Raw genomic sequence first — 20,633 nt, 5'->3', positions numbered from 1 at the left:
GCACCCCGTGAAAGGCGCACACAAAATCTGCGACCACTGCTATTTTGCCATGCTTTAGTCTTTTACGTCGGACGTGTTTTTGGCTTCAAGGAGATCGCATGGCGCACAGCGGATACGGCGGTTTCGCCGACGAGCTCATCGACGGTCTCACGCGCGCGCTTCCCGCCGCGACACTCACCCATGTGCGGACAGTTGCGGCGCAGCCGTCGCGCACCGCGCCATGGCCGGAGTGGGTGGACCCCGAACTCAAAAGCACGCTTATCGACGCCGGCATCCGCGACCTCTATTCCCATCAGCGCCTGACCGCGGACGCGGCATGGGAAGGCCGCGATGTCGTCGTGGCGACGGGGACCTCCTCCGGGAAATCCCTGGGCTACCAGCTGCCCGTCTTGAGTACCCTCGCTGACGACCCGACTGCCTGCGCTTTGTACATCACCCCCACCAAAGCCCTCGGGTCCGACCAATTGCTGGCCATGAGCTCCCTGACCAAGGGGCATCCCCGTTTGAGCGGGCCGAAAGGAGTGAACGCCGCCCCCTACGACGGCGACACCCCCACTGAGGCCCGCGCGACGATCCGGGAGACCACCCGTTTCGCGTTCACCAACCCGGACATGCTGCACGCGGGCATCTTGTCGTCGCATGTGCGGTGGGCGCGGTTTCTCCGCCACCTGAAATACGTGGTGGTCGACGAATGCCACACCTACCGCGGTGTGTTCGGCGCGAATGTGGCGCTGGTGCTGCGTCGCTTAGACCGCCTCGCGCGAGCCTACGGTGCGCGCCCGACCTTCATTTTCGCCTCCGCGACCGCCGCTGATCCAGCTGCGCATGCCTCGCGGTTGTGCGGACGCGACGTCGTAGCCGTCACCGACGATGGAGCACCGACCGGCGAGCGCACCTACGCCCTGTGGGAGCCCGGCTTCATCGAAGGCGCCGAGGGCGAGAACGGCGCTCCCGTCCGTCGCGCCGCCACCACTGAAGCGGGCGCGATGATGGCGAATCTCGTCGCCGCAGGCGCGCGGACCTTGACTTTCGTGCGGTCGCGGCGGGCCAGCGAGACCGTCGCGATGCGCGCTGCCGAAGACCTCGTCGCTGCCGGACGCGCCGACTTCGCCCGCCGCATCGCCTCGTACCGCGCCGGCTACCTCGCCGAGGACCGTAGGGCACTCGAACGCGCCTTGGACAACGGCGACCTGCTCGGCATGGCCACCACGAATGCGCTGGAGCTCGGCATCGACGTCGGTGGACTCGACGCTGTGGTCATGGCGGGCTTTCCCGGAACGGTCGCTTCCTTCAAGCAACAGGCCGGCCGCGCCGGACGCCGCGGGCAATCATCGCTGGTCGTGATGGTCGCCCGTGACGAACCCATGGACACCTACCTCGTCCACCACCCCGAAGCGCTGCTGGACAAGCCGGTGGAAAACAGCGTGTTCAACCCCGGCAATCCTTATATCCTGCGCGGTCATGTCTATTGCGCTGCCGTGGAGAAGCCGCTGACTGACGGGGAGGTGGAGGTCTTCGGCGCGCAGGATGTCGTCGCTGAGCTGGTAGATCGCGGTCTGCTCCGCAAGCGTGCGCGCGGCTGGTTCGCGGTCCCCCAGCTCGAAGGCGAGCTCTCCCCGGAAACCGCTCATGGCGCGGTGTCGCTGCGCGGCGGCGCCGGCGAGGAAGTCATGATCGTCGACGCCACCGACGGCCGGCTGCTGGGCACCGTCGACTCCGCGCGCGCCGCCTCGCAGGTCCACGACGGCGCCGTGTACATCCACCAGGGCGAATACTTCATCATCGACGAACTCGACCTGGACAACTACGTCGCGCTCGCCCATCCCGAAGTGCCCGATTACAGCACGATGGCGCGATCGACGACCGACATCCGCGTCATCGGCGAAGCGCACGCGCGCCACAACCCCTCGCCCGGGTTGTGGGTGGCCAGCGTCGACGTCGAAGTCACGGACCGGGTGACGGGTTACGTCGTCAAGCTTTCCGACGGCACCACCTCCGAACACATCCCCCTCGACCTCCCCGAACAGAAACTCCTCACCCGCGCCGTCGCGTACACCATCGACCCGCTGGCCTTGGAGAAAATGGGGGTGACCGCCGGCGAGATCCCCGGCACCCTGCACGCCGCCGAACACGCCGCCATCGGCCTGCTGCCCCTGTTGGCCACCTGCGACCGGTGGGATATCGGCGGTGTGTCCACCGCCTTGCACCCCGACACCATGCAGCCGACCGTCTTCGTCTACGACGGCCACCCCGGCGGCGCAGGTTTTGCCGACGAAGGCTACGCCCGCTTCCACGAATGGATCACCGCCACCTTTGAGGCCGTGAAATCCTGCGGCTGTGCCACTGGTTGCCCGTCGTGCGTGCAGTCGCCGAAGTGCGGCAACGGCAATCAGCCCCTCGACAAGGCGGGCGCGCTGAAACTCCTCGGCGCCCTCGTCACCATGACTGCCTAGATCGGACCTGCCTTCGCGACCGCCTCCGCCCTGCCGATTTCCGCTGCGACAGTGACATCCGCGCCCGTGATCGCGCAGTCCGCAAGGTCCGCACCGTTGAGCTGCGCAGTTTCGCGCGCGACGGCGCACGCATCACCGCTGCCGTCGCCGGTGTGCAGGGCAGTCGCCCCGGCGACAGCAGCGAGATCCGCAGCGACCTGCGCGCGGTGCGTGTCCGCGGTCCGGCTCACCGCAGCCGCGACGACCAGTGCCAACGCCACCACCGCCGCGATGATTCCGGCAGACGCGATGGTGGCGTAGCCGCGGTCGTCCCCAAGCTGGGTCGCAGGGACTCGGTATGTCACGGTGTCTCCACTGGGAATGCCGCGGTGGCGCTCATCGCGCGCACCGGCGCAGGAACCCGCGCGGTCACCCGCACGACCCCGGCCTGCTCAGCGACAGTCACGGTGACGCCCTCGCGGGGCGGGTCGTACGGCACTCCGATGGCATGCGACCGGGCGGCGGCACCGGCGATGTCCACCGCGGCGATATACGCTCCCAGGGTGGCTATCCCCGCCACGATCGCTGCCGCCACCGTGACCAGGACGGCCAGGGCGAGGGCGGCTTCGATGGTGACGGAACCGCGGTCGTCGATAAGCGAAATGCGTCGCGACATGCCGTGCCTTACGACGGCGTATTCGACAACGCGTCCGTGATGATCCCCTCGATCGCGTCGACGACGCCGTCGCCTTTGATCACCATGTACAGCACCGCGGCGAGCGCCGCCGCGGCCAGGCTCCCCATGGCGTATTCGATTGTGCTCATCCCGTCGTCCCTGCGCAGCGCAGCCGCACGAGCTGCGGCTTTGATGTACAGGCGGGTCAGGAAAGCGTTGATGGACTCGGTCGTGTTCGTGATTGCTGCGGTCATTGTTGTTCTCCTTTTGTGAGTGTTTTTAAAGTGAGTCAGGTAGTCGGGACGGATGGTCAAGGTGTTTTCCGAGCGCCCTCCTTATTCATTGCCCGCCGAACATCTGCGATCCGAGGCCGATGACCACGGGCGCGAGCCCGAGGACGAAGAAGGCCGGGAGAAAGAATGCGGCGAGCGGGATGCTGATGAGGACCCCTGCGCGTTCGGCGGCTGCGGTCGCATCAGAGGCAGCCTCCTCGCGAAGGTCGGCCACGATGCGGTCGCACCCGTCGGCGACAGCTGAGCCGGACGTGTGGGACAAGGTGACCAGCGATGCGAGTTCCTCGCACCCGGGCACTCCGTCCAGCGGGGACCACGCGCGTTCGGGTTCGACCCCGAGGTCGTGGTACGCCACCACCCGCCGCCATTTGTCGGCGAGCGGCGAGAGCGTGCCCCCGCCCACGTGCCCCGCTGTGCCGTAGCTGTCGGCGACCGCCCCCGCGGCGGCGGAGACGGGCAGCCCGGCGCGGAAGCACGCGGCGAACAGCTCAATGTCGCTGGCGATGCGGTGCCTGTCGGGCGGGCCGTCGCGCGGGGCCTTCGGGGTGTGAGCGGCCTCGGTGGTGTGCGGTGTCAGGCGGCTGTGCGGGCGGGCGGCAGGCGGTAGCGCAAGGGCGGCGCCGAGGAAAAAGGCGGTAGACAGGCTGATCATGCGGCGGCCCTCCCGATGATGAATTGCGAGGTGTAGAACCCGGCGCACACCAGAGCTGTGCCGCCGAGCAGGAGCAGGCTGCCGAGACCGCCGCCGGTGAGCAGCGCAACGGGGCGGGCACCCATCGCCTGGCCCATGAGGATTCCGGCGAGGGGAAGAACGGAGAGCACGACGGCAGTGGCGCGCGGCCCGGCAAGGGCCGCGGACGTCGTTTGCCGGTGACGCAGGGCATTGTCTATGCGCGAGCGGGCGCTATCTAGCAGGTCAGCCATAGGAATTCCGAGGCGGGTAGATAAGAGCCAGAGGGTGCCGGCGTCGCGGAGTTCAGCCACGGGCGAGTCGGCGAGCACCGAGGCGCCGTTGCCGCCGCGGCGCGCGTGGGCGGCGGCGCGTCCGAGTTCACGGGCGAGGTCAACAGGGGCGCTGTCGGGAAGCTGGTCGGCGGCGCGGGCGCAGGCGTCGGCGACCGTGGTCCCGGCGCGGAGGGCGGCGACGAGGTGGCCGAGGTACGTCGCGGTCGCTTCGAGTCGGGCGACGGCGGCTTTCGCGCGTCGTGCCCGCACGACAGTGTGTGCGCATGTCGCACACGCCACGCCCGCGGCGAGGACGACGAGCAACCGGTCAGTGGCCAGAACAATGGGGGCCGCCAGCGCGGACAGCACAGGCAGCAATGCGGCGAGGTTCCGTGCGCGGGGAGCGGACTCGGCGGGCCCGACGCGACGGACCGGGTGTGCGGGAGCGAGGGCGAAAGCGGCAGCGAGCAGCAACGCAGTCATGCGGCGACCCCCAGTTCGCGCAGCAGCGCGTCGTAGCCGTCGCCCGGGCCGGTGTCGGCATCCCACACCACACGCGGGACCACGGGGTTGCCGTCCAGCACGCCGATCTGGTGGACGCGCCGCACCCCGTCGGAGCCACGGCGCATCACCACGACAACATCGACGGCGGCGGCTAGCTGCGAGTGCAGCGCCTCACGGCCGAGGCCGCCGAGCACGGCGAGCGCTTCCAAGCGCGCGGGAACTTCCTCGATCGAATTCGCGTGGACGGTGCCCGCGCCGCCGTCGTGCCCGGTATTGAGCGCCGCGAGCAGATCGACGACCTCGGCGCCGCGGATCTCCCCCACCACAATCCTGTCGGGACGCATGCGCAGCGACTGCCGCAGCAGGTCAGCGATGGTGATCTCGCCCGCACCCTCCGCATTCGCGCCGCGCGAGGTCAGGTTCACCACGTGCGGATGCGCGGGCGTGAGCTCGACGGTGTCCTCGATCGCCACGATGCGCTCGTGCGCCGCGACCTCCGCCAGCATCGCCGCGAGCAGCGTCGTCTTGCCCGTTCCGGTTCCGCCGACAACGAGAAAAGCTTTCCGCTTATCGACGATCCCCTTAAGCACCCCCGCCCTTTCCCCGTCCACTCCTCCCGAGGCCTGAATCTGGTCCAAGGTGGCTGTCTTATTCCGGAGCACGCGCAACGACATGCAGGTCCCGCAGTTCGCGGTGGGGGAAAGGACGGCGTGGAAGCGTAGTACAGTGCCGTCGTCACGCGAAATGTGGCCGTCGGCGAAGGGACGCGCATCGTCGAGACGGCAGCCGCAACTGCTGGCGAGCCGTGTCGCCAAACGCCTGACCTCCGCTTCCCCACCAAGCGTGAGACTGGCGCGTTCCAGTCCGCGGCCGCGGTCGAAGAAGATGTCGTCGGGGCCGTTGACGCAGATATCCGTGACCCCGTCTTGGGCCAGCACCTGCTCGAGCGGGCCGATCCCGACCGTCTCATCCCGCAGTGCCCTCATAATGTCCAAAACGTCGAGGTCGCTGATCACCACCGCCTCTTCGCGGATCAGTGCCGCGAGCTCCGCCGGGGAATTCTGCGCCGGATCTTCCGCGAGGCGGCGCTGCACCTTCGCCACGATCGATGCCTTATCCATTGGCGGCCTCCAGCACCTTTTCCGCCGCGGCGGCTAACGGAGAAGGCAAACGCACTGGCAGCCCGTCGACTTCGCACGTACGCACCAGCCGCGGCAGGTGCTTGACTTCCGCGACCACATCCGCGCCAGCCACCCGCTCGACTTCCTGCGCGCTCAACCCCGACCAGCCACGATGCCGCAGCACCAGCGACACCGGGGTATTCGCCGCACGGCACTCCGCGCTGATCAGCGCCGCTGCCGCAGCCGCCCGCACTTCCCCGGGCACAATGACGAAGGTGTGGTCGCACCGGTTCGGAAGCACGTCCGGTGGTGCGTCCACCACTGTGAGCCCGCCGGCGCCCAGGACCGTGGTCACGCGGTCCACCTCCGCACGCAGACTCTTCGCTGCTGCGGCGGGCACCGTCGTCCGCGCGCAGGTGAGCACCGCGATCCCGTCCCTGGTTCGGGGTAGCGCCCGGCGGAGCTGCGCCCGGTCGACGGACCCCTCCCCGATCTCGATCTCGCCCCACCGTGCACCGATCTCTTCCTCCACGCCCAGCAGCAGATCGAGCCCGCCGGAATAACGGTGGGCATCCACCACCACCGGGTCTGCGTCCTGCAATGCCACCCGGGCTACCGCCGCCGCGATCGTGGACGTTCCAACACCGCCGGCGGCACCCACGAACGACAGGACCGTGCCCGCGCTCGACCGCGCTTGGGGTGCTGCTGCCCCGTGCTTTTCACCCTTCGCAGCTAGCGCGAGCCTCCCCAACGCCTTGAGCAGGTCGGCTGCCTGCGCGGGAAGAATGAACGCATCCGAATCAGCGCCGGCATCGACATCAGTGTCACCGCGTAGGAGGAAAACACCAGGGCGCGGGGGAAGGGGGTCGAGGTCGGGGGCGCGGGCGACGTCGATAAGCACGGCGAATGCGCGCGAATAATGACGCACGAGGTCGTCCGGGCCCCGCGAATCAATGATCGGGCGGCCTGTCGCAGCCGCGAGGTGCGTGGCTTCAGGGTGGAGCAAAGCGTCATCGACGGCAATGAGAATAGGTGCTGTTTCGCTGGTCATGGCTTCACCTTCGCCCAGCGCACACGCCTGCTCAAGGGACAGGCGGCAACCCTGTGGATAACCCCGGTTTAGCGGGACACGTCACCAAAAAGCTGTGGAAATAGGGGGCGGCCCGCGCTATCGGGGGGGTGCGCGCGGGCCGCCGTTACCCGGCCACAAGGGGGGGGTAGGGCCGGGGCCGGCCGCACTGTATATCGGGGCCGTGCGCGGATAATTATGGCATACGGGCACAACCAAACACAATGACGACTCGGCGATGATCGAACTATTCTTCGACCGGGCACATGTGCTGGGGGCGTAGACTATCCCCATGACAGATTCAGGTGCCGAACACCGCGTCTCACCCGGAGCAGATTCCGGGCGCGTCGCGGCGTTTTTCGACCTGGACAAAACGATCATCGCCACCTCGTCCGCATTCGCATTCGGCCGCGGGTTCCTCGACAACGGCATGATCACGCGCACCGACGCGCTCGAGCTCTTCCTCACAAAAACGTCGTACATGCTCAACGGGCAGTCGAGCTCCAAGATGGACGCCACGCGCGACCGCCTCGCCGATATGGTCGCCGGGTGGCCCGTCGCCGACGTGCGGCGCGTCGTCGCCGAGACCATGAACACAGTGGTCACCCCCGCCATCTACAGCGAGGCGCGCGAACTCATCGAATGGCACCGCGACCGTGGCCACGACATCGTCATCCTGTCGGCGTCAGCGTCTCTGCTGGTGGAGCCCATTGCGCAGGAGCTGGGCATCGACCGGGTCGTCGCCACCGAGATCGAAATCGTCGACGGCAAACTCACCGGAGAAATCACGCGCTACCTCAAAGGAGAACAAAAAGCGGAGGCGATGCGGGAGCTCGTCGAAAAGCAAGGCTACGACCTTGCGGCGAGCTACGCGTACTCAGATTCGCTTACCGACGTCCCCATGCTCTCCCTCGTCGGCCACCCCGTCGCCGTCAACCCTGAACGCGGCTTGAAAAAGCACGCCGCCGAACATGGCTGGGACACACGTGTATTCAAAAACCCCGAGCCTCTCTTCGACCCACCCGGCGCGAAAGAAATCGGTATCGGCGCAGGTGTCGTCGTCACTGTGACCGCATTGACCGCCTTCGGTATTTGGCTGGCGCAACGAGGCCGCGGCGGGGCGACCTCATAATGTGCTGTGCGTTACTATAAGATCCGGTACAACTGACGAGTAAGCTGCGCACCCTGCGCACTGAGGAAGGTTTCAGAAATGAGCGACAAGGGTCTGTACACCAGCGGGTCGACGAGCTATAAAGCCAAGGTCGATTCCATCCCGCTCCGCGACACAGACGTGACCCAGCCGGGAAGCGACTCCCTGGGCACCTTGGTGTCCAACGCGACCGAGCAGGTCTCCAGCCTGGTCCGCAGCGAAATCGAACTAGCTAAGACCGAGGTCGTCGGCGAAGCGAAGAAAGCCGCGATCGGCTCCGGCATGCTCGCTGCCGCAGGTGTCGTGGCCGCATTTTCGTCCTTCTTCTTTTTCTTCTTCCTGGCCAAGCTGATCGCTATCTGGACCAACGATGCCTGGGGCTTCGGCATCGTCTTTTTGATCATGATCATCACCGCGGGCATCCTCGCGCTGATCGGTGTCAAGCGCTTCAAGGCCATGAGCAAGCCGGAGAAGACCATCAACTCCGTCAACGAGCTGAAGAACCTCGTCCCGGGCCAGGCGCAGAAGAACCTGGAGAAGGACACCACGGAGCTCTACACCTCCTACGGCACCGGCTCCACCGTCCCGCACACCGCGGGCGGCTCCACAAAGGTCAACTAAACGCCGCGCACGACCGCGTGCATGGCAAGCGCCCAGGACAACGCGTCCCGGGCGCTTTTTCATGAACCATGAATTCCCAGCCGGTTTCCCCGAAGACGATCGCCCTCGACGGACCGTACGAGCATGTCTGGCTGCACACGCGCGGCATCCGCTTGCATGCGGCGGTAGCAGGTGATCCGCGCGACCCCCTTGTCGTGCTCGTCCACGGGACGTTCGGCGCATGGGTGGATTTCCGCCGCGTCATCGCACCGCTCGCCGAGCGTGGTTTCCGCGTGGCGGCGATGGACATGCGCGGTTATGGCATGTCGGACAAACCTCCAGCTCGGGCGGGCGACCCGACGCGCATTGCGGCGGGCGATATCGCGGGGGCGATCACGGCGCTGGGCCACGACCGCGCGCACATCGTCGGCCACGACACGGGCGGCGCGATCGCCTGGGTGTTCGCCGACATGTACCCGGAACGCACGGCCAGCCTCGTATCCGTCTCCGCGGCGCACCCGGGCGACATGCGCGCACATCTGCGTGCCCGGCCGTGGGAATTGATGTTCATGCTGGTCCGCGTGGCTGTGGGGCGTCTGCCGATCGGGGTGCACCACGCCTGCGCCGGACTCCTCCCGCGGGTGTGGCGCCGCGAATTGACGCTCAACACAGCCCCAGGTTTCGCGGGCACATCCGAATTCGAAGACGCGCTACAGCTGCGTATTCGCGCCGCGCGCATCGACAACGCTCTGCGCGGCATCGTCCGCAACACGCGCATGCTCACCGCCTCACGCCAAACGCGCACGCTTATCGACGCCCCCACTCTCCTCCTCCACCCCCGCCAGTCCGTCTGGGCGCGCATCGACACCCGGGCTGCAAAACGCCTGGCAACCCCACCTGTCACCGACACTATCGCGAGGACGAAAAACGTGCCGCACGTGGAGAACCCGCAGGGTTTCGTGGCTGCACTCGCCGCATTCTTGCACTAAGACACACACGCCTGCGTATCGACGGGCTCCGTCAGCCCCTCATACTCCCCCACGACCAGCTCCATCTGTCGGACCGTGAGCGCATATCCCGTCTCATGGCCGTCGACGGCCGTGCCAAACACCACGCCGAGGACCTCCCCCGCCGGAGAAAGCAGCGGCCCGCCCGAATTACCTTGGCGGATGCTGCCGCGCAGCGTGAACGCCTCACGCTCGGTGCGGCCTGTCGCGTAGATATTCGGCCCCGAAATATTCAGCCGCTCGCGCACGCGCACCGGCGAAACCGTGAACGGGCCGTTTCCGGGAAAGCCCATGACCATCGCGTCGTCGCCGCTTTTCGCTGTGCCCGGCGACGACCGCAGTGGCTCGAGCCCCAGGTTAGGCACGTGCAGCACCGCGATGTCCACCTCCGGGTCGTACAGGACCACTGTCGCGCGCTTGAGCCCCAGCACCGTGTCCAACTCCACGGTCTCGGTGCCGGCGACGACGTGCGCGTTCGTCACCACATAATCCGGCGCCGACACGAATCCCGACCCCGACAACCTGCGCCGGCAGCTCTCCGCATCCCCCACCACGTGCACGATGCTGGAGCGCACCTCCTCGACGACGCCCTCGTCGATGCTCGCAGGGTCCGGAGCCTCCACCTCCGCGCCGCCTCCGTGGAAGGGAGAAACCAAAGGGGGAAGGCCGGTGACGTCGATAAGCCGTGCAATGTGCTCCGGCGCCTTATTTCCCCACTCGGGCACGACGCTGTCGATCGCGCCAAGGATACGCGAACCTCGGACCGCGCTACCCAGCGGCCCGCCGACGTTCGCCGCGACAGGAACCGCCACGACCCACGCCACCACGACCGCCATGATGAGCTGCAAAAGCGCCCCCAGGGCCGAATCCCACGCCTGCGTCGACTTCGAGCGCAACCTGTCGCGCAGCGCCGCGCCCACCGTCGCGCCGACAATATTGCCGACGCCGACGAACGTGACGACCGTGGCGAGAAGGAGCAGCACGCGCATGCTCGCCGCATCAGACACGCGCACCAACAGGCCTGCCGCCCCGAGACCCACCACGAGCCCCGCCACTACGCCGAGAACCGCGAACGCCGAAGAAAACGCCCCCTGCCGCAGGCCGCCCGCGAGCGCCGCGCCAAAGAGCACAACGAGCACGAGGTCGACGATGAGAGCGGTCATGGGGAGTCACCCTACGCGCCGGGCGCGCTAAAACCCATGTCCCTCGCCGTTGCGCGACGCACGCAGCGCCTTCCGCAGATCCACAGCGTCCTTATGTTCCCAGGGCTCTTCCCATCCCGCTTCGCGGATCATCACTGCGAGCAGCGACGCCGTGAACCCCCACACGACGTAGCCGCCCACGTCGAAAGCGGGCCCCGACCAGCCCAGTCGCGCGACGCGGAAGCGGTTGTCTGGGTCGATCAGCTGCTCGAGGTCCACGAAGAAGACGTCGTCGTTTTCCTCGGGGCTGGCGCACCACACGTCGCCTGGGTCCTCCGCGTACGCGAGCACCGGATTCACCGGGTGGCCCGACGGGCCGACGGCGATGGATTCGAGCACGGCCAGCGTCTCCACGCGCGACGGTTCCAGGCCCGTTTCCTCGTGCGCTTCACGCAGCGCGGCGTCGACGGGGCCTGCGTCGTCCGGTTCCAGGCGCCCGCCGGGAAAGGCCATTTGGCCCGAGTGATTGCGCAGCGTCGGGGTGCGGTGCGTCAGCAGAATTCGCGCGTCTTGCGGCAGCTCTCGCGCCTGCGCGTCGCCCGTGAAACACATCAGCACCGCCGACCTGCGCGATTTCCGCGACGCGAGCCGCATGTGCCCCTGCATCTTGTTCACCAGCTTCGCGTTGCCCGGCGCCGACAGCACGCCAGCCAGCCCATCCAGCCACTGCGCCATCTACAGCACCTCCTCGACAGCTTCCGCAATTTCGCTTGACGACGACAAAGCCCTCCCCACGACCCCCACCTTCTCCTCTCCCCGGAAGACGACCGTCACCGGAACGACCCCCGGCAACCCCAACTGCCCAGCGAAAGCATTCTCACTGTCCTGGTAACTCGGCAGGTCGATTCCGAGATCGTTCAGCAGCGCCGCCCCGTTCGCCGCATTCGTGTCCGCATGTACCCCCACCACTGTGTATTCCGGGTGCTCCTCCGCGAATTCCTCGAGTGCCGGCAGTTCTTCCCGGCACGGCTCGCACCACCACGCCCACACATTCGCGACCGTGATCTCCTGCGCGGTGTCCCCGCTGTCCCCTCCCCCGAGACACGGCAGATCCACCGAGCCGACACTCCCGCCAGGGCAGTTCGGTCGAGCCGGAACCTCTTGTTCTCCCACGGCCTCTTCCGCTGGCTCGTCCGCAGGCCGCAACAACGACACTGCTGCCACCACCACGAGTGCCGTCACCGCCGCCAGCACCACAACACTCAGCCAAACCTGCTTTTTCACTCGCGGCTCTCCCCCACCATCGAGAGGATGTGGTCGCGCTCCGTGCCTGTCACCAGCTTCTCCGCCTCGGTCCACTCGATGGGTCCCGCCTGGCCGAACGACGGACAGTCATACGCCAACGGGCACGCCCCGCACGCAGCCTTCCGCGCATGACACACCCGGCGACCGCAGAAAATGATCCGGTGCGAGAACATCGTCCACTCCCGCTTCTCGATCATCTCCCCGATCGCCTCCTCAATCGCCACCGGATCCTTCTCATCCGTCAACCCCAACCGGTGCACCAACCGCTGAAAATGCGTGTCCACCGTCAAGCCCGGCAACCCGAACGCATTGCCCCGCACCACGTGCGCCGTCTTCCGGCCCACGCCAGGCAATTTCACCAAGTCCTCGATCGCCACTGGCACCTCGCCGCCGAACTCGGCCACCAGCTTCTCCCCGATCCCCTTTAAATGCCCCGCCTTCGCACGGTAAAACCCGACCGGCTTAATGATGCTCTCCAGCTCGGCGGGGTCAGCCGCGGCGTAGGCCGCGGCCGTCGTAAAGCGTGCAAAAAGCTCGGGCGTGACACTGTTGACCCGCACATCTGTCGTCTGCGCACTCAACATCGTCGCCATGAGCAACTCGAGCGGCGTCGAAAAATCCAGCTCAGCATGCGCATCTGGAAACATGGCCGCTAACGTCCGATTGATCCTCCGCGCGCGACGCGTACGCCCCAAGTCCGTCTCCGCACCCTTTGCCGCCGGATGCGAACCCGGCCGACGAAACCGCTGCGGCGTCCTCGAAGCAGAAGCAGACATGGCGTTCACTATACTGGGCACATATGTTGAGCACTCTCCTCGCGCTACTCGCACCCGCCTTCCTCGCCGTCTTCCTCGTCGGCATGGAACGCCTCGAAATCGCCGTCGTCCACACCGACACCTAACTATGCCAAACGACTCATAGCGAGATGCTAGGGTGGACCATTGTGACATGGCCCGCGAGCTGAGATTCCGGTGACCAACTCCACACGGACCAAAAAATACAAGGAGCTTCGATGCAAAGCGTGCAGGAAACACTGTCCCGCGCCGGGATCTTCCAGGGAGTAGACCCCGATGCAGTGGTCAACCTGATCTCACAGATGCAGACGGAGTCGTTCCCCCGCGGCACCACCATCTTCGACGAAGGTGAGCCCGGCGACACCCTCTTCATCATCATCGAGGGGAAAGTGAAGCTCGCCCGCCACGCCCCCGACGGCCGCGAGAACCTCCTGTCCGTCATGGGCCCCTCCGATATGTTCGGCGAACTGTCCATCTTCGACCCGGGCCCCCGCACCTCGTCCGCCGTGTGCGTCACCGAGGTCAAAGCCGCCACCATGGACTCCGAGATGCTCCGCACGTAGATCAACGATCACCCGGAGATCTCCCAGCAGCTCCTCCGCGTCCTCGCGCGACGCCTGCGCCGCACCAACGCGTCGCTCGCCGACCTCATCTTCACCGACGTCCCCGGTCGCGTCGCCAAGACGCTCCTGCAGCTCGCGAACCGCTTCGGCATCCAGGAAGGCAGCGGCCTCCGCGTCAACCACGACCTCACCCAGGAAGAGATCGCCCAGCTCGTCGGCGCTTCCCGCGAGACCGTGAACAAGGCCCTCGCCACCTTCGCCCAGCGCGGCTGGATTCGCCTTGAGGGCAAGTCCGTCGTCATCGTCGATACCGAGCACCTCGCGCGCCGCGCACGCTAATCGACGCCGCCTGCTCGCGTTTTCGCCCCTTTTCACGCCCTGTGACCTGCTCGTTTGGGCGATGTCTACTGAAGTAGACATCGTTTCGTAGACGATGGGTTGCGGGGCGTTTAACGTTTGTGTCATGAACCAATTCGCGGCGCACGTCGGCGCAGGCAACGCCATCGACCTGCTGGGTAGCTTCGACGCCCAGCAGCTTGTCGACGCCGGCGCCAACCCCACCCGCGTTGCCGATTGGAAAGGCGTCTACGAGGTCTACTACGGAAAGACTCGGTTTTCCCGGCAGCAGGCTAATGCTGTGCGTGTTGCCCGCCAGACAGCGAAGTCACTGGATCAGTTGGTGCTCATCGAGCAACGAGTCCGCAAGTTGGGCACCGAAAAAGAAAAGTGGAAGATCCGCCTCGCCTTGTTGTCTGTGCGCGGGAACTACGAGACGTTGAAACGCCGCGCCAAAGACATCGTCCCTGAGGTGGATACACCTGCCCCTGAATCATCGGTGCGGTTCGGCAAGGAGCGGAAAGGAAAGCGCACCTTCAGTGCCACCGGTGATGCGCGGGATATTGCTGCCCTTGAGTACGCCCTGCGCCAAAAACTCGACGCTAACCGTCCTGAGGGCCCGCAGATGTACGAGGCATTCCACGACCTGCTGCACAACGACGGTGCTGTTGCGGATGCTGTCCCACGCCCACTGGTGCAGATCCCGCTTCCGGACTACATCTCAATCCTCGGCGGCCAAGGCGATGACACCATCCTGGGGCTGTCTGATGGCACGACGATGACTGGTGCGGAGTATCTGATGCACCATCACTCCAAGGACCTCGAGGTGGCACTCTTCCATCCACAGGCAGGTCCGGTGAACCTATACAACACGAAACGGTTCGCCAATCAGAAACAACGCGACCTCGCCCGAGCAACACTGACGACGTGTCCAGTACCGGATTGCCGGCATGCTGCTGATAACTGCGAAGTCCACCACATCGAACCGTGGGCCCGGGGTGGACAGACGAACATGAACAACCTGTCGGTGTTGTGCAGGTACCACAACCGCACCAACGACGATGACCCCGACAGACACAACAGGGGCCGAATACAGATGCGCGATGGGACACCAACATGGGTTTCACCGCGCGGAACACCAGTACCAAACAGCACACACCAATACGGTGCGATGCACCTTTTGTTCGGGAAATAGCGAAAAGGCCGCAGACACAGTCTGACCACGCACATCGCGTGAATCAGGCATGTCCACGGCCACTTCCGCACGCCCAAAAAGCGATTCCTAGTCGAAGGTCTCACCTTTCTTCCACTTCCTGAACGCGATGAACCTGCGCACCATCACGGCCACAACGACAAGCAGCGCGCATGGCGTGACAATAAACCAATAACTCTCTACGAGAATGCACACGAGGGCCACGTCAAAGATGAGGACTGCGAGGAAGATGTCCCACCTGAAATTGTTGACCTTGACGTTCAAGAGGGGCAGGAAGACAATCCACCAGATCGTGATTAACACGATCGCCGGAATGTACATGAAAACTGCGGCGAAACCAGCATCAGTACCGGTCTCCGACATATCGACAGCAGAGGCGACAGCGAGGAAGAAGACAACTGCGAACTCGATCGTCGGCCACTTGAGTATCCCGTAGTCGCGCAAGCGCGGCGGAACGGATACCTCCGAAAAGCTCAGTTCCGGATCGTCATAGTGTTCCATGCAGGAAGTATATACAAAAGCGAAAACGGGCCCCTTGGAAAAAGGGGCCCGTCGCGGGGTATGCGGCTTAGTTCTTGCCGTCGAGGTAACGCAGTGCGACGCGGGTGGACTGCTCAGCGGCGCCGCGGAGGACGGGGTCGACGTCGTCATACATTGCGTCGACAAGCTCGTTGATGCTCAGATCCGTTCCGCGCTCTTCGCGCACCTTGCGGATCTGATCGAGGCGGTAGTTACGGCGGTCGATGTACTTGCGCGCGAACTCGGAGAGATCTGCGCCCTCCGGACCGTGGCCCGGCAGCAACGTGATGCCCGTGCCCTCTTCTTCGAGCTTGGCCAGCGACTCCAGGTATGCGCCGAGGTCACCATCGGTCTCGGAAATCATCGTGGTGTGGCGGCCGGCGATCGTGTCACCAGTGACGATACCTTCAAGCTCCGACGACTCCGGGTCGCCCGAGTAGATGTAGAACGACACCGAATCGCACGTGTGGCCTGGAGTGTGCACGACCTTGATGCGGGGAGTGACACCATCGACAGAGATGATCTCGCCGTCTTCGAGCGGCTCGCCGCCGATGCAATAGCGCTCGTCGAACGCGCGAACCTCAACGCCGGTGAGCTGGCGGAAGCGCTGGGCACCGTCCGCGTGGTCGTGGTGGCGGTGCGTCAACAGCACCAGCGCCACCTTGTCTGCGGCGGACTGCAGAACATTGAGGTGGCCTTCATCCTCCGGGCCCGGATCGATGACGATGCTGAATTCGTCTTCCGGGTCGCGGATGACCCAGGAATTCGTGCCTTCCAGTGCGGCGTAGCTGGGATTGGGAGCCAGCACGACAGCGGCGGAGGGAGTGACAGGACGCAGTTGGCTGTAGGCAGGATGCTGCATGCCTTCAACCCTACCGTCAATAGGCAGGATGTGTAATTCGGCGGCGGGGGCGGTTAGGCGGCCGCGACCTCGACGATGAGCTCGACTTCAACTGGGGCGTCGAGAGGAAGGACGGCGACGCCGACTGCGCTACGCACGTGGGCGCCCGCGTCGCCGAAGATCTCGCCGACAAGGTCGGAAGCGCCATTGACGACGCCCGGTTGTGCCGCGAACCCGATGTCCGACGCCACGTAGCCCACGACTTTGACCACCCGTTCGATCTTGTCGATACCGACAAGATCATCCACAGCAGCCAACGCGTTCAACAGCGCAGTGCGTGCGAGACCGTACGCGTTATCGGGGTCGACATCCGCGCCGACCTTGCCGGTGGCGGGCAGCTCGCCGTCGACGAACGGAAGCTGGCCGGAGGTCCACACCTGGTTGCCCACTCGGGTCGCGGGGACGTACGCGGCGACGGGCGCCGCGACCGCCGGGAGCTCGATACCCAGTTCAGCGAGGCGCTCGCTCGGCGACGTCGACGCCGCAGCCATTAGAGCTCCCGCTTCATGTAGGCGACGACATTCTCCGGGTTCGGGCCGGGAGTGACAGCGACAAGCTCCCAGCCGTCTTCACCCCAGGTGTCCAGGATCTGCTTTGTTGCGTGTGTGAGCAGCGGAACTGTTGCGTATTCCCATTTCTTCATGGGCACCACCCTACAGGCCGATAATCTCGCGCCCCTCCGCCAAGTGCTCCGCCCAATCAGTGACGTGAGGGTTCTTGCGCAGGACGGCGCGACGCTGACGCTCAGTCAGGCCTCCCCACACGCCGAATTCGACCTTGTTGTCGAGGGCATCAGCACGACATTCCATCTGGACGGGGCAGCTGCGGCAGATAGCTGCGGCTTTGCGCTGCTCGGCGCCGCGGACGAAGAGGGCGTCGGGATCGCCGGAGCGGCAGACCGCCATGGTGATCCACTCGCCACGTTCGAAGGACCTCTCGGAGTCTACGGAGGAGCGCTGTCGTACTTGCTGCCCAAGTCGTAGGGCAGAGCTTGCATTTTCCAGTGCGCGGTTTCTGATCGTAGTGGTCACCACAGTCTCCTTCCGGCCGTTATACCTATGCGTTATCAGCAGGGCTGCTATCACCATGCTGTCCCTATGTAAGTGTATTCACGCACGCAGTTTTTTGTCGAATAGATCACACACGTGGGGGTAGGTGGTGATTCCGCTGACGGACTAAAGGCCGTAGTGTAAGTGAGGTGTCTGCGCTAAGTTCCCTGGGAAAACTGCTCGTCGGCCTGTTGGCGGCGGGCCTCGGCATCGCGCTGTGCCTTGCCCCCGCGGCGGGAATCGGCGGGGCTGCAGTAACGCGTGTCGACGACACGATGCAGTCCAATCTCGCCGACCTCACCGACGGCACTGCACCCGGTGTCACGACGATCACCGACACCAACGGCGACCCGATAGCGTGGATGTACGCGCAACGGCGCTACGAGGTGGAGCCCGACGAGATCTCCCAATCCGCGAAGGATGCCCTGGTCGCTATTGAGGACCGTCGGTTCTACGAGCATGACGGCGTCGATATGCAAGGCTTCGCCCGCGCAATGGTGAAAAATGTTCTCGCTGGCGGCGTGGAGGAAGGCGCGTCCACGATCGACCAGCAGTACGTGAAGAACTACCTGTTGCTCGTCAACGCCGACACGACGGAAGAACAGTCGGCGGCCGTGGAACAGTCAATTCCACGCAAGCTGCGCGAAATGCGCATGGCCTCGGACTTGGACAAGCAACTGTCCAAAGAGGAGATTCTGGCGCGGTATTTGAATCTGGTGTCTTTCGGCAACCACTCGTACGGCATTGAGGCGGCGGCGCGCACGTACTTCGACACCTCGGCCGCAAAGCTAACGGTGCCGCAGTCGGCGCTGCTGGTCGGCATGCTGCAGTCGTCGGAAATGCTGAATCCGTACACGAATCCGGATGGCGCGAAGGAACGCCGCAACACAGTGCTCCAGGCGATGGTGGGATCGGGCTACCTCAGCCAGGCCGACGCGGATAAGTACGCGAGCGAGCCACTCGGCGTGCTCGACGAGCCGGCGCTCCTGCCCCACGGCTGCATCACCGCAGGTGGCGCGGGCTTCCTCTGCGACTACGCGCTGCGCTACCTCACGGACAAAGGCCTAAGCATGGAGGAAATCGAGCGCGGCGGCTACACCATCACGACGACGCTCGACCCCGAGGTACAGGAGGTCGCCCACGACGCCGCGACGAGCGCCGTGAACAAGGGACAGCCGGGCGTGGCGGAGGTCATCAATGTGGTCCAGCCGGGCAAGGAAAGCCACGATATCTTAGCGATGACATCGTCACGCGATTACGGCCTCGACCAGGACGAAAGCCAGACGGTCCTACCTCAGACGTCGACGCTGGTGGGCAACGGCGCCGGCTCGGTGTTCAAGATTTTCGCGGCCGCGGCAGCACTGGAGAACGGCTATAACTTGGAGTCCAAGCTCGAGGTGCCGGACCGCGCGGTCGTCTACGGCATGGGCGAAGGCGGCGCGCGCGATTGTCCGGCGGGGGCATACTGCGTGGAAAACGCCGGCAAGTACCCGGGCGAGATGACACTGCGGGACGCGTTGGCGAAGTCGCCGAACACCCCGTTCGTGAAGCTGATCGAGAGCGTGGGTGTGGAACCGACGGTCGATATGGCTGTGCGTCTCGGCCTGCGTTCGTACGAGGACCAGGGCACATTCGACGGGGAGAATTCGATCGCGGACTATTTCCGCCAGAACAACCTCGGTTCGTTCACGCTGGGCCCGACGGCGGTGAATCCGCTGGAGCTCTCCAACGTGGCGGCCACGCTCGCCTCCGAGGGCATGTGGTGCGAGCCGAATCCGATCAAGAGCGTCGTGGACCGTTACGGCGACGAGGTCGCCATCGACCGCCCGGATTGCGAGCAGGCGGTGGAGCCGGAGCTCGCCGCCGGGCTCGCGGGAGGCATGGCAGAAGACGCTGTGTCGGGCACCGCGAAGAAGGCTGCGGAAGCGACGGGCTGGCGCGGCGCGGTCGCGGCGAAGACGGGCACGACGGAGTCGCACCAGTCGTCGGCGTTCCTCGGGTTCAACAAGAAGGTCGCGGCCGCGACGTATATCTATAACGACGGCACGCAGACCACCCCGCTGTGCACGGGCCCTGTGCGCCAGTGCTCGAACGGGTCGCTGTTCGGTGGCCAGGAGGCGGCGCATTCGTGGTTCCGGATGGCGAACCAGATTCCGGGTGCGCAGGATGCGGGACTTCCGGATCCGAGTCCGCTGTTCGACCCGAAGGCGCGCGACGAGTTGCTCAAGCGCGCAGTGGGGATGAATAAGGACGAGGCGCGGAAGATGCTCGAGGACGCCGGGTTTCGGGTCCGCGAAACGACGAAGTCGGACACGGATGCGCCTCGCGACCAGGTCGTGGACACCCGCTCGGCCGAGGACGCAGGGCCAGGTTCGACCATCACGCTCGTCGTTTCCGACGGTTCCAAAAAACGCGTATCGACGACCCCCAGCACCCCTTCTTCCTCCCCCACTTCCCCAGCAGCCGAGGCGGAAGAAGAGCCCGCCCCCGAAGAAGTCGATCTGGGACAGCTCGCCGACGAGTTGGCGAACCTCTTCCGCTAGGAGAGGCGCTCTTTCACCGCGGCAGAAAGACGCTTGCCGTCGGCGCGGCCGGCGGCCTTCTCCGTGGCGAGCTTCATGACCTGCCCCATTTCCTTCATGGAGGTGGCACCGGTCTGGGAAATGGCGTCGTCGATAAGCTCTGCAAGCTCAGCGTCGTCAAGCTGCTTTGGCTGGTACCCCTCGAGGACCGCAACCTCTGCAAGCTCCGCGTCCGCGAGCTCCTGGCGACCGTTTTCCGCGTACACCTGCGCGGACTCGCGACGCTTCTTGATCTCGCGCGCCACGACCTTCAGCACCTCCTCATCCGTCAACTCGTGCTTCGTGCCCTCCGTCTCCTCCGTCTGGATCGCAGCGAGCAGCATACGGATCGTGCCCGTACGCTCCTTCTCCTTCGACTTCATTGCTTCTTTCAAGTCAGCGCGAATCTGATTCTTCAAATCACTCATGTCAACGAGCGTAGCGCGGCAGGGG

23 protein-coding genes and 1 pseudogene are annotated in these 20,633 nt (G+C 65.4%); 7 read left to right on the top strand and 17 right to left on the bottom strand.

Going from position 1 to position 20,633, the window contains the following annotated elements; translation table 11 throughout:
* The first annotated feature begins 98 nt into the window (after positions 1-98).
* Positions 99-2,453 carry a DEAD/DEAH box helicase gene (locus ACUY2Y_RS01315; RefSeq protein ID WP_448324478.1) on the top strand — a complete coding sequence of 785 codons (2,355 nt, stop codon included), beginning with the start codon at positions 99-101 and terminating at the stop codon, positions 2,451-2,453.
* Here ACUY2Y_RS01315 and ACUY2Y_RS01310 read toward each other — a convergent pair.
* From ACUY2Y_RS01310 to ssd, 7 genes are all read right to left on the bottom strand, one after another.
* The gene (locus tag ACUY2Y_RS01310; protein WP_448324477.1) at positions 2,450-2,797 is read right to left on the bottom strand and encodes an Rv3654c family TadE-like protein; all 348 of its coding nucleotides are present in this window, start codon (positions 2,795-2,797) and stop codon (positions 2,450-2,452) included. The genes ACUY2Y_RS01315 and ACUY2Y_RS01310 overlap by 4 nt on opposite strands.
* On the bottom strand, positions 2,794-3,108 hold the full coding sequence (locus tag ACUY2Y_RS01305; RefSeq protein WP_448324476.1) for a hypothetical protein: 315 nt from the start codon (positions 3,106-3,108) through the stop codon (positions 2,794-2,796). Before ACUY2Y_RS01305 ends, ACUY2Y_RS01310 begins: the two co-directional genes overlap by 4 nt.
* Positions 3,109-3,116: 8 nt before the next feature.
* A complete protein-coding gene (locus ACUY2Y_RS01300; RefSeq protein ID WP_210576092.1) occupies positions 3,117-3,317 on the bottom strand; it encodes a DUF4244 domain-containing protein in 201 nt (66 codons plus the stop codon).
* 130 nt (positions 3,318-3,447) lie between these two features.
* Entirely contained in the window at positions 3,448-4,053 is a 606-nt protein-coding gene (locus tag ACUY2Y_RS01295) for a type II secretion system F family protein (RefSeq protein ID WP_448324475.1), read from the bottom strand.
* Positions 4,050-4,829, bottom strand: coding sequence for a type II secretion system F family protein (locus ACUY2Y_RS01290; protein ID WP_448324474.1), 780 nt, complete (start codon positions 4,827-4,829; stop codon positions 4,050-4,052). Before ACUY2Y_RS01290 ends, ACUY2Y_RS01295 begins: the two co-directional genes overlap by 4 nt.
* Positions 4,826-5,971: a TadA family conjugal transfer-associated ATPase gene (locus ACUY2Y_RS01285; RefSeq protein WP_448324473.1), complete on the bottom strand. Its 1,146-nt coding sequence runs from the start codon at positions 5,969-5,971 to the stop codon at positions 4,826-4,828. Before ACUY2Y_RS01285 ends, ACUY2Y_RS01290 begins: the two co-directional genes overlap by 4 nt.
* Entirely contained in the window at positions 5,964-7,022 is a 1,059-nt protein-coding gene (gene ssd / locus ACUY2Y_RS01280) for a septum site-determining protein Ssd (RefSeq protein ID WP_448324472.1), read from the bottom strand. The genes ACUY2Y_RS01285 and ssd overlap by 8 nt, the downstream gene beginning before the upstream one ends.
* 310 nt (positions 7,023-7,332) lie before the next feature.
* On the opposite strand from ssd, the gene ACUY2Y_RS01275 reads away from it, so the two are divergent.
* The 3 genes from ACUY2Y_RS01275 (at position 7,333) to ACUY2Y_RS01265 (ending at position 9,779) form a co-directional block, all read left to right on the top strand.
* A complete protein-coding gene (locus tag ACUY2Y_RS01275) occupies positions 7,333-8,172 on the top strand; it encodes an HAD family hydrolase (RefSeq protein WP_448324471.1) in 840 nt (279 codons plus the stop codon).
* A gap of 78 nt (positions 8,173-8,250) precedes the next feature.
* Positions 8,251-8,811 carry a phage holin family protein gene (locus ACUY2Y_RS01270; protein WP_448324470.1) on the top strand — a complete coding sequence of 187 codons (561 nt, stop codon included), beginning with the start codon at positions 8,251-8,253 and terminating at the stop codon, positions 8,809-8,811.
* A gap of 68 nt (positions 8,812-8,879) precedes the next feature.
* Positions 8,880-9,779, top strand: coding sequence for an alpha/beta fold hydrolase (locus ACUY2Y_RS01265; protein ID WP_448324469.1), 900 nt, complete (start codon positions 8,880-8,882; stop codon positions 9,777-9,779).
* Here ACUY2Y_RS01265 and ACUY2Y_RS01260 read toward each other — a convergent pair.
* The 4 genes from ACUY2Y_RS01260 to nth are packed head-to-tail and all read right to left on the bottom strand — an operon-like array spanning position 9,776 to position 13,020.
* Positions 9,776-10,960 (bottom strand): MarP family serine protease, encoded by a 1,185-nt coding sequence (locus ACUY2Y_RS01260; protein WP_448324468.1) that lies wholly within the window; start codon positions 10,958-10,960, stop codon positions 9,776-9,778. The two genes, ACUY2Y_RS01265 and ACUY2Y_RS01260, sit on opposite strands and share 4 nt — an antisense overlap.
* A gap of 27 nt (positions 10,961-10,987) precedes the next feature.
* Complete coding sequence (locus ACUY2Y_RS01255) at positions 10,988-11,674, bottom strand: NUDIX hydrolase (RefSeq protein ID WP_296148449.1); 687 nt, start codon at positions 11,672-11,674, stop codon at positions 10,988-10,990.
* Positions 11,675-12,223, bottom strand: a complete 549-nt coding sequence (locus ACUY2Y_RS01250) for a TlpA family protein disulfide reductase (RefSeq protein ID WP_448324467.1) — start codon at positions 12,221-12,223, stop codon at positions 11,675-11,677.
* A complete protein-coding gene (gene nth / locus ACUY2Y_RS01245) occupies positions 12,220-13,020 on the bottom strand; it encodes an endonuclease III (protein WP_448324466.1) in 801 nt (266 codons plus the stop codon). Before nth ends, ACUY2Y_RS01250 begins: the two co-directional genes overlap by 4 nt.
* Before the next feature lie 236 nt (positions 13,021-13,256).
* On the opposite strand from nth, the pseudogene glxR reads away from it, so the two are divergent.
* Positions 13,257-13,940, top strand: a pseudogene (glxR, locus tag ACUY2Y_RS01240) (CRP-like cAMP-activated global transcriptional regulator GlxR).
* Between the two features lie 124 nt (positions 13,941-14,064).
* Positions 14,065-15,132: an HNH endonuclease signature motif containing protein gene (locus ACUY2Y_RS01235; RefSeq protein ID WP_448324465.1), complete on the top strand. Its 1,068-nt coding sequence runs from the start codon at positions 14,065-14,067 to the stop codon at positions 15,130-15,132.
* 87 nt (positions 15,133-15,219) lie between these two features.
* Here the strand turns inward: ACUY2Y_RS01235 and ACUY2Y_RS01230 are convergent, their stop codons facing one another.
* The 5 genes from ACUY2Y_RS01230 to ACUY2Y_RS01210 form a co-directional block, all read right to left on the bottom strand.
* Entirely contained in the window at positions 15,220-15,651 is a 432-nt protein-coding gene (locus ACUY2Y_RS01230) for a hypothetical protein (protein WP_448324464.1), read from the bottom strand.
* A 67-nt stretch (positions 15,652-15,718) separates the two neighbouring features.
* Positions 15,719-16,531: an MBL fold metallo-hydrolase gene (locus tag ACUY2Y_RS01225; protein ID WP_448324463.1), complete on the bottom strand. Its 813-nt coding sequence runs from the start codon at positions 16,529-16,531 to the stop codon at positions 15,719-15,721.
* A gap of 53 nt (positions 16,532-16,584) precedes the next feature.
* The gene (locus ACUY2Y_RS01220) at positions 16,585-17,061 is read right to left on the bottom strand and encodes a RidA family protein (protein WP_448324462.1); all 477 of its coding nucleotides are present in this window, start codon (positions 17,059-17,061) and stop codon (positions 16,585-16,587) included.
* The gene (locus tag ACUY2Y_RS01215; RefSeq protein WP_087117007.1) at positions 17,061-17,213 is read right to left on the bottom strand and encodes a DUF4177 domain-containing protein; all 153 of its coding nucleotides are present in this window, start codon (positions 17,211-17,213) and stop codon (positions 17,061-17,063) included. The genes ACUY2Y_RS01220 and ACUY2Y_RS01215 overlap by 1 nt, the downstream gene beginning before the upstream one ends.
* A 10-nt stretch (positions 17,214-17,223) precedes the next feature.
* A complete protein-coding gene (locus ACUY2Y_RS01210; RefSeq protein WP_448324502.1) occupies positions 17,224-17,481 on the bottom strand; it encodes a WhiB family transcriptional regulator in 258 nt (85 codons plus the stop codon).
* A 287-nt stretch (positions 17,482-17,768) separates the two neighbouring features.
* On the opposite strand from ACUY2Y_RS01210, the gene ACUY2Y_RS01205 reads away from it, so the two are divergent.
* Positions 17,769-20,162: a penicillin-binding protein gene (locus ACUY2Y_RS01205; protein ID WP_448324461.1), complete on the top strand. Its 2,394-nt coding sequence runs from the start codon at positions 17,769-17,771 to the stop codon at positions 20,160-20,162.
* Here ACUY2Y_RS01205 and ACUY2Y_RS01200 read toward each other — a convergent pair.
* Positions 20,159-20,608, bottom strand: coding sequence for a GatB/YqeY domain-containing protein (locus tag ACUY2Y_RS01200; RefSeq protein WP_448324460.1), 450 nt, complete (start codon positions 20,606-20,608; stop codon positions 20,159-20,161). The genes ACUY2Y_RS01205 and ACUY2Y_RS01200 overlap by 4 nt on opposite strands.
* Positions 20,609-20,633: the final 25 nt, after the last annotated feature.

This window comes from Corynebacterium sp. 20-84, from assembly GCF_053479455.1.
The sequence above is the reverse complement of the archived record's forward strand: the minus strand, read 5'-3'. Positions and strand labels throughout refer to the sequence as shown.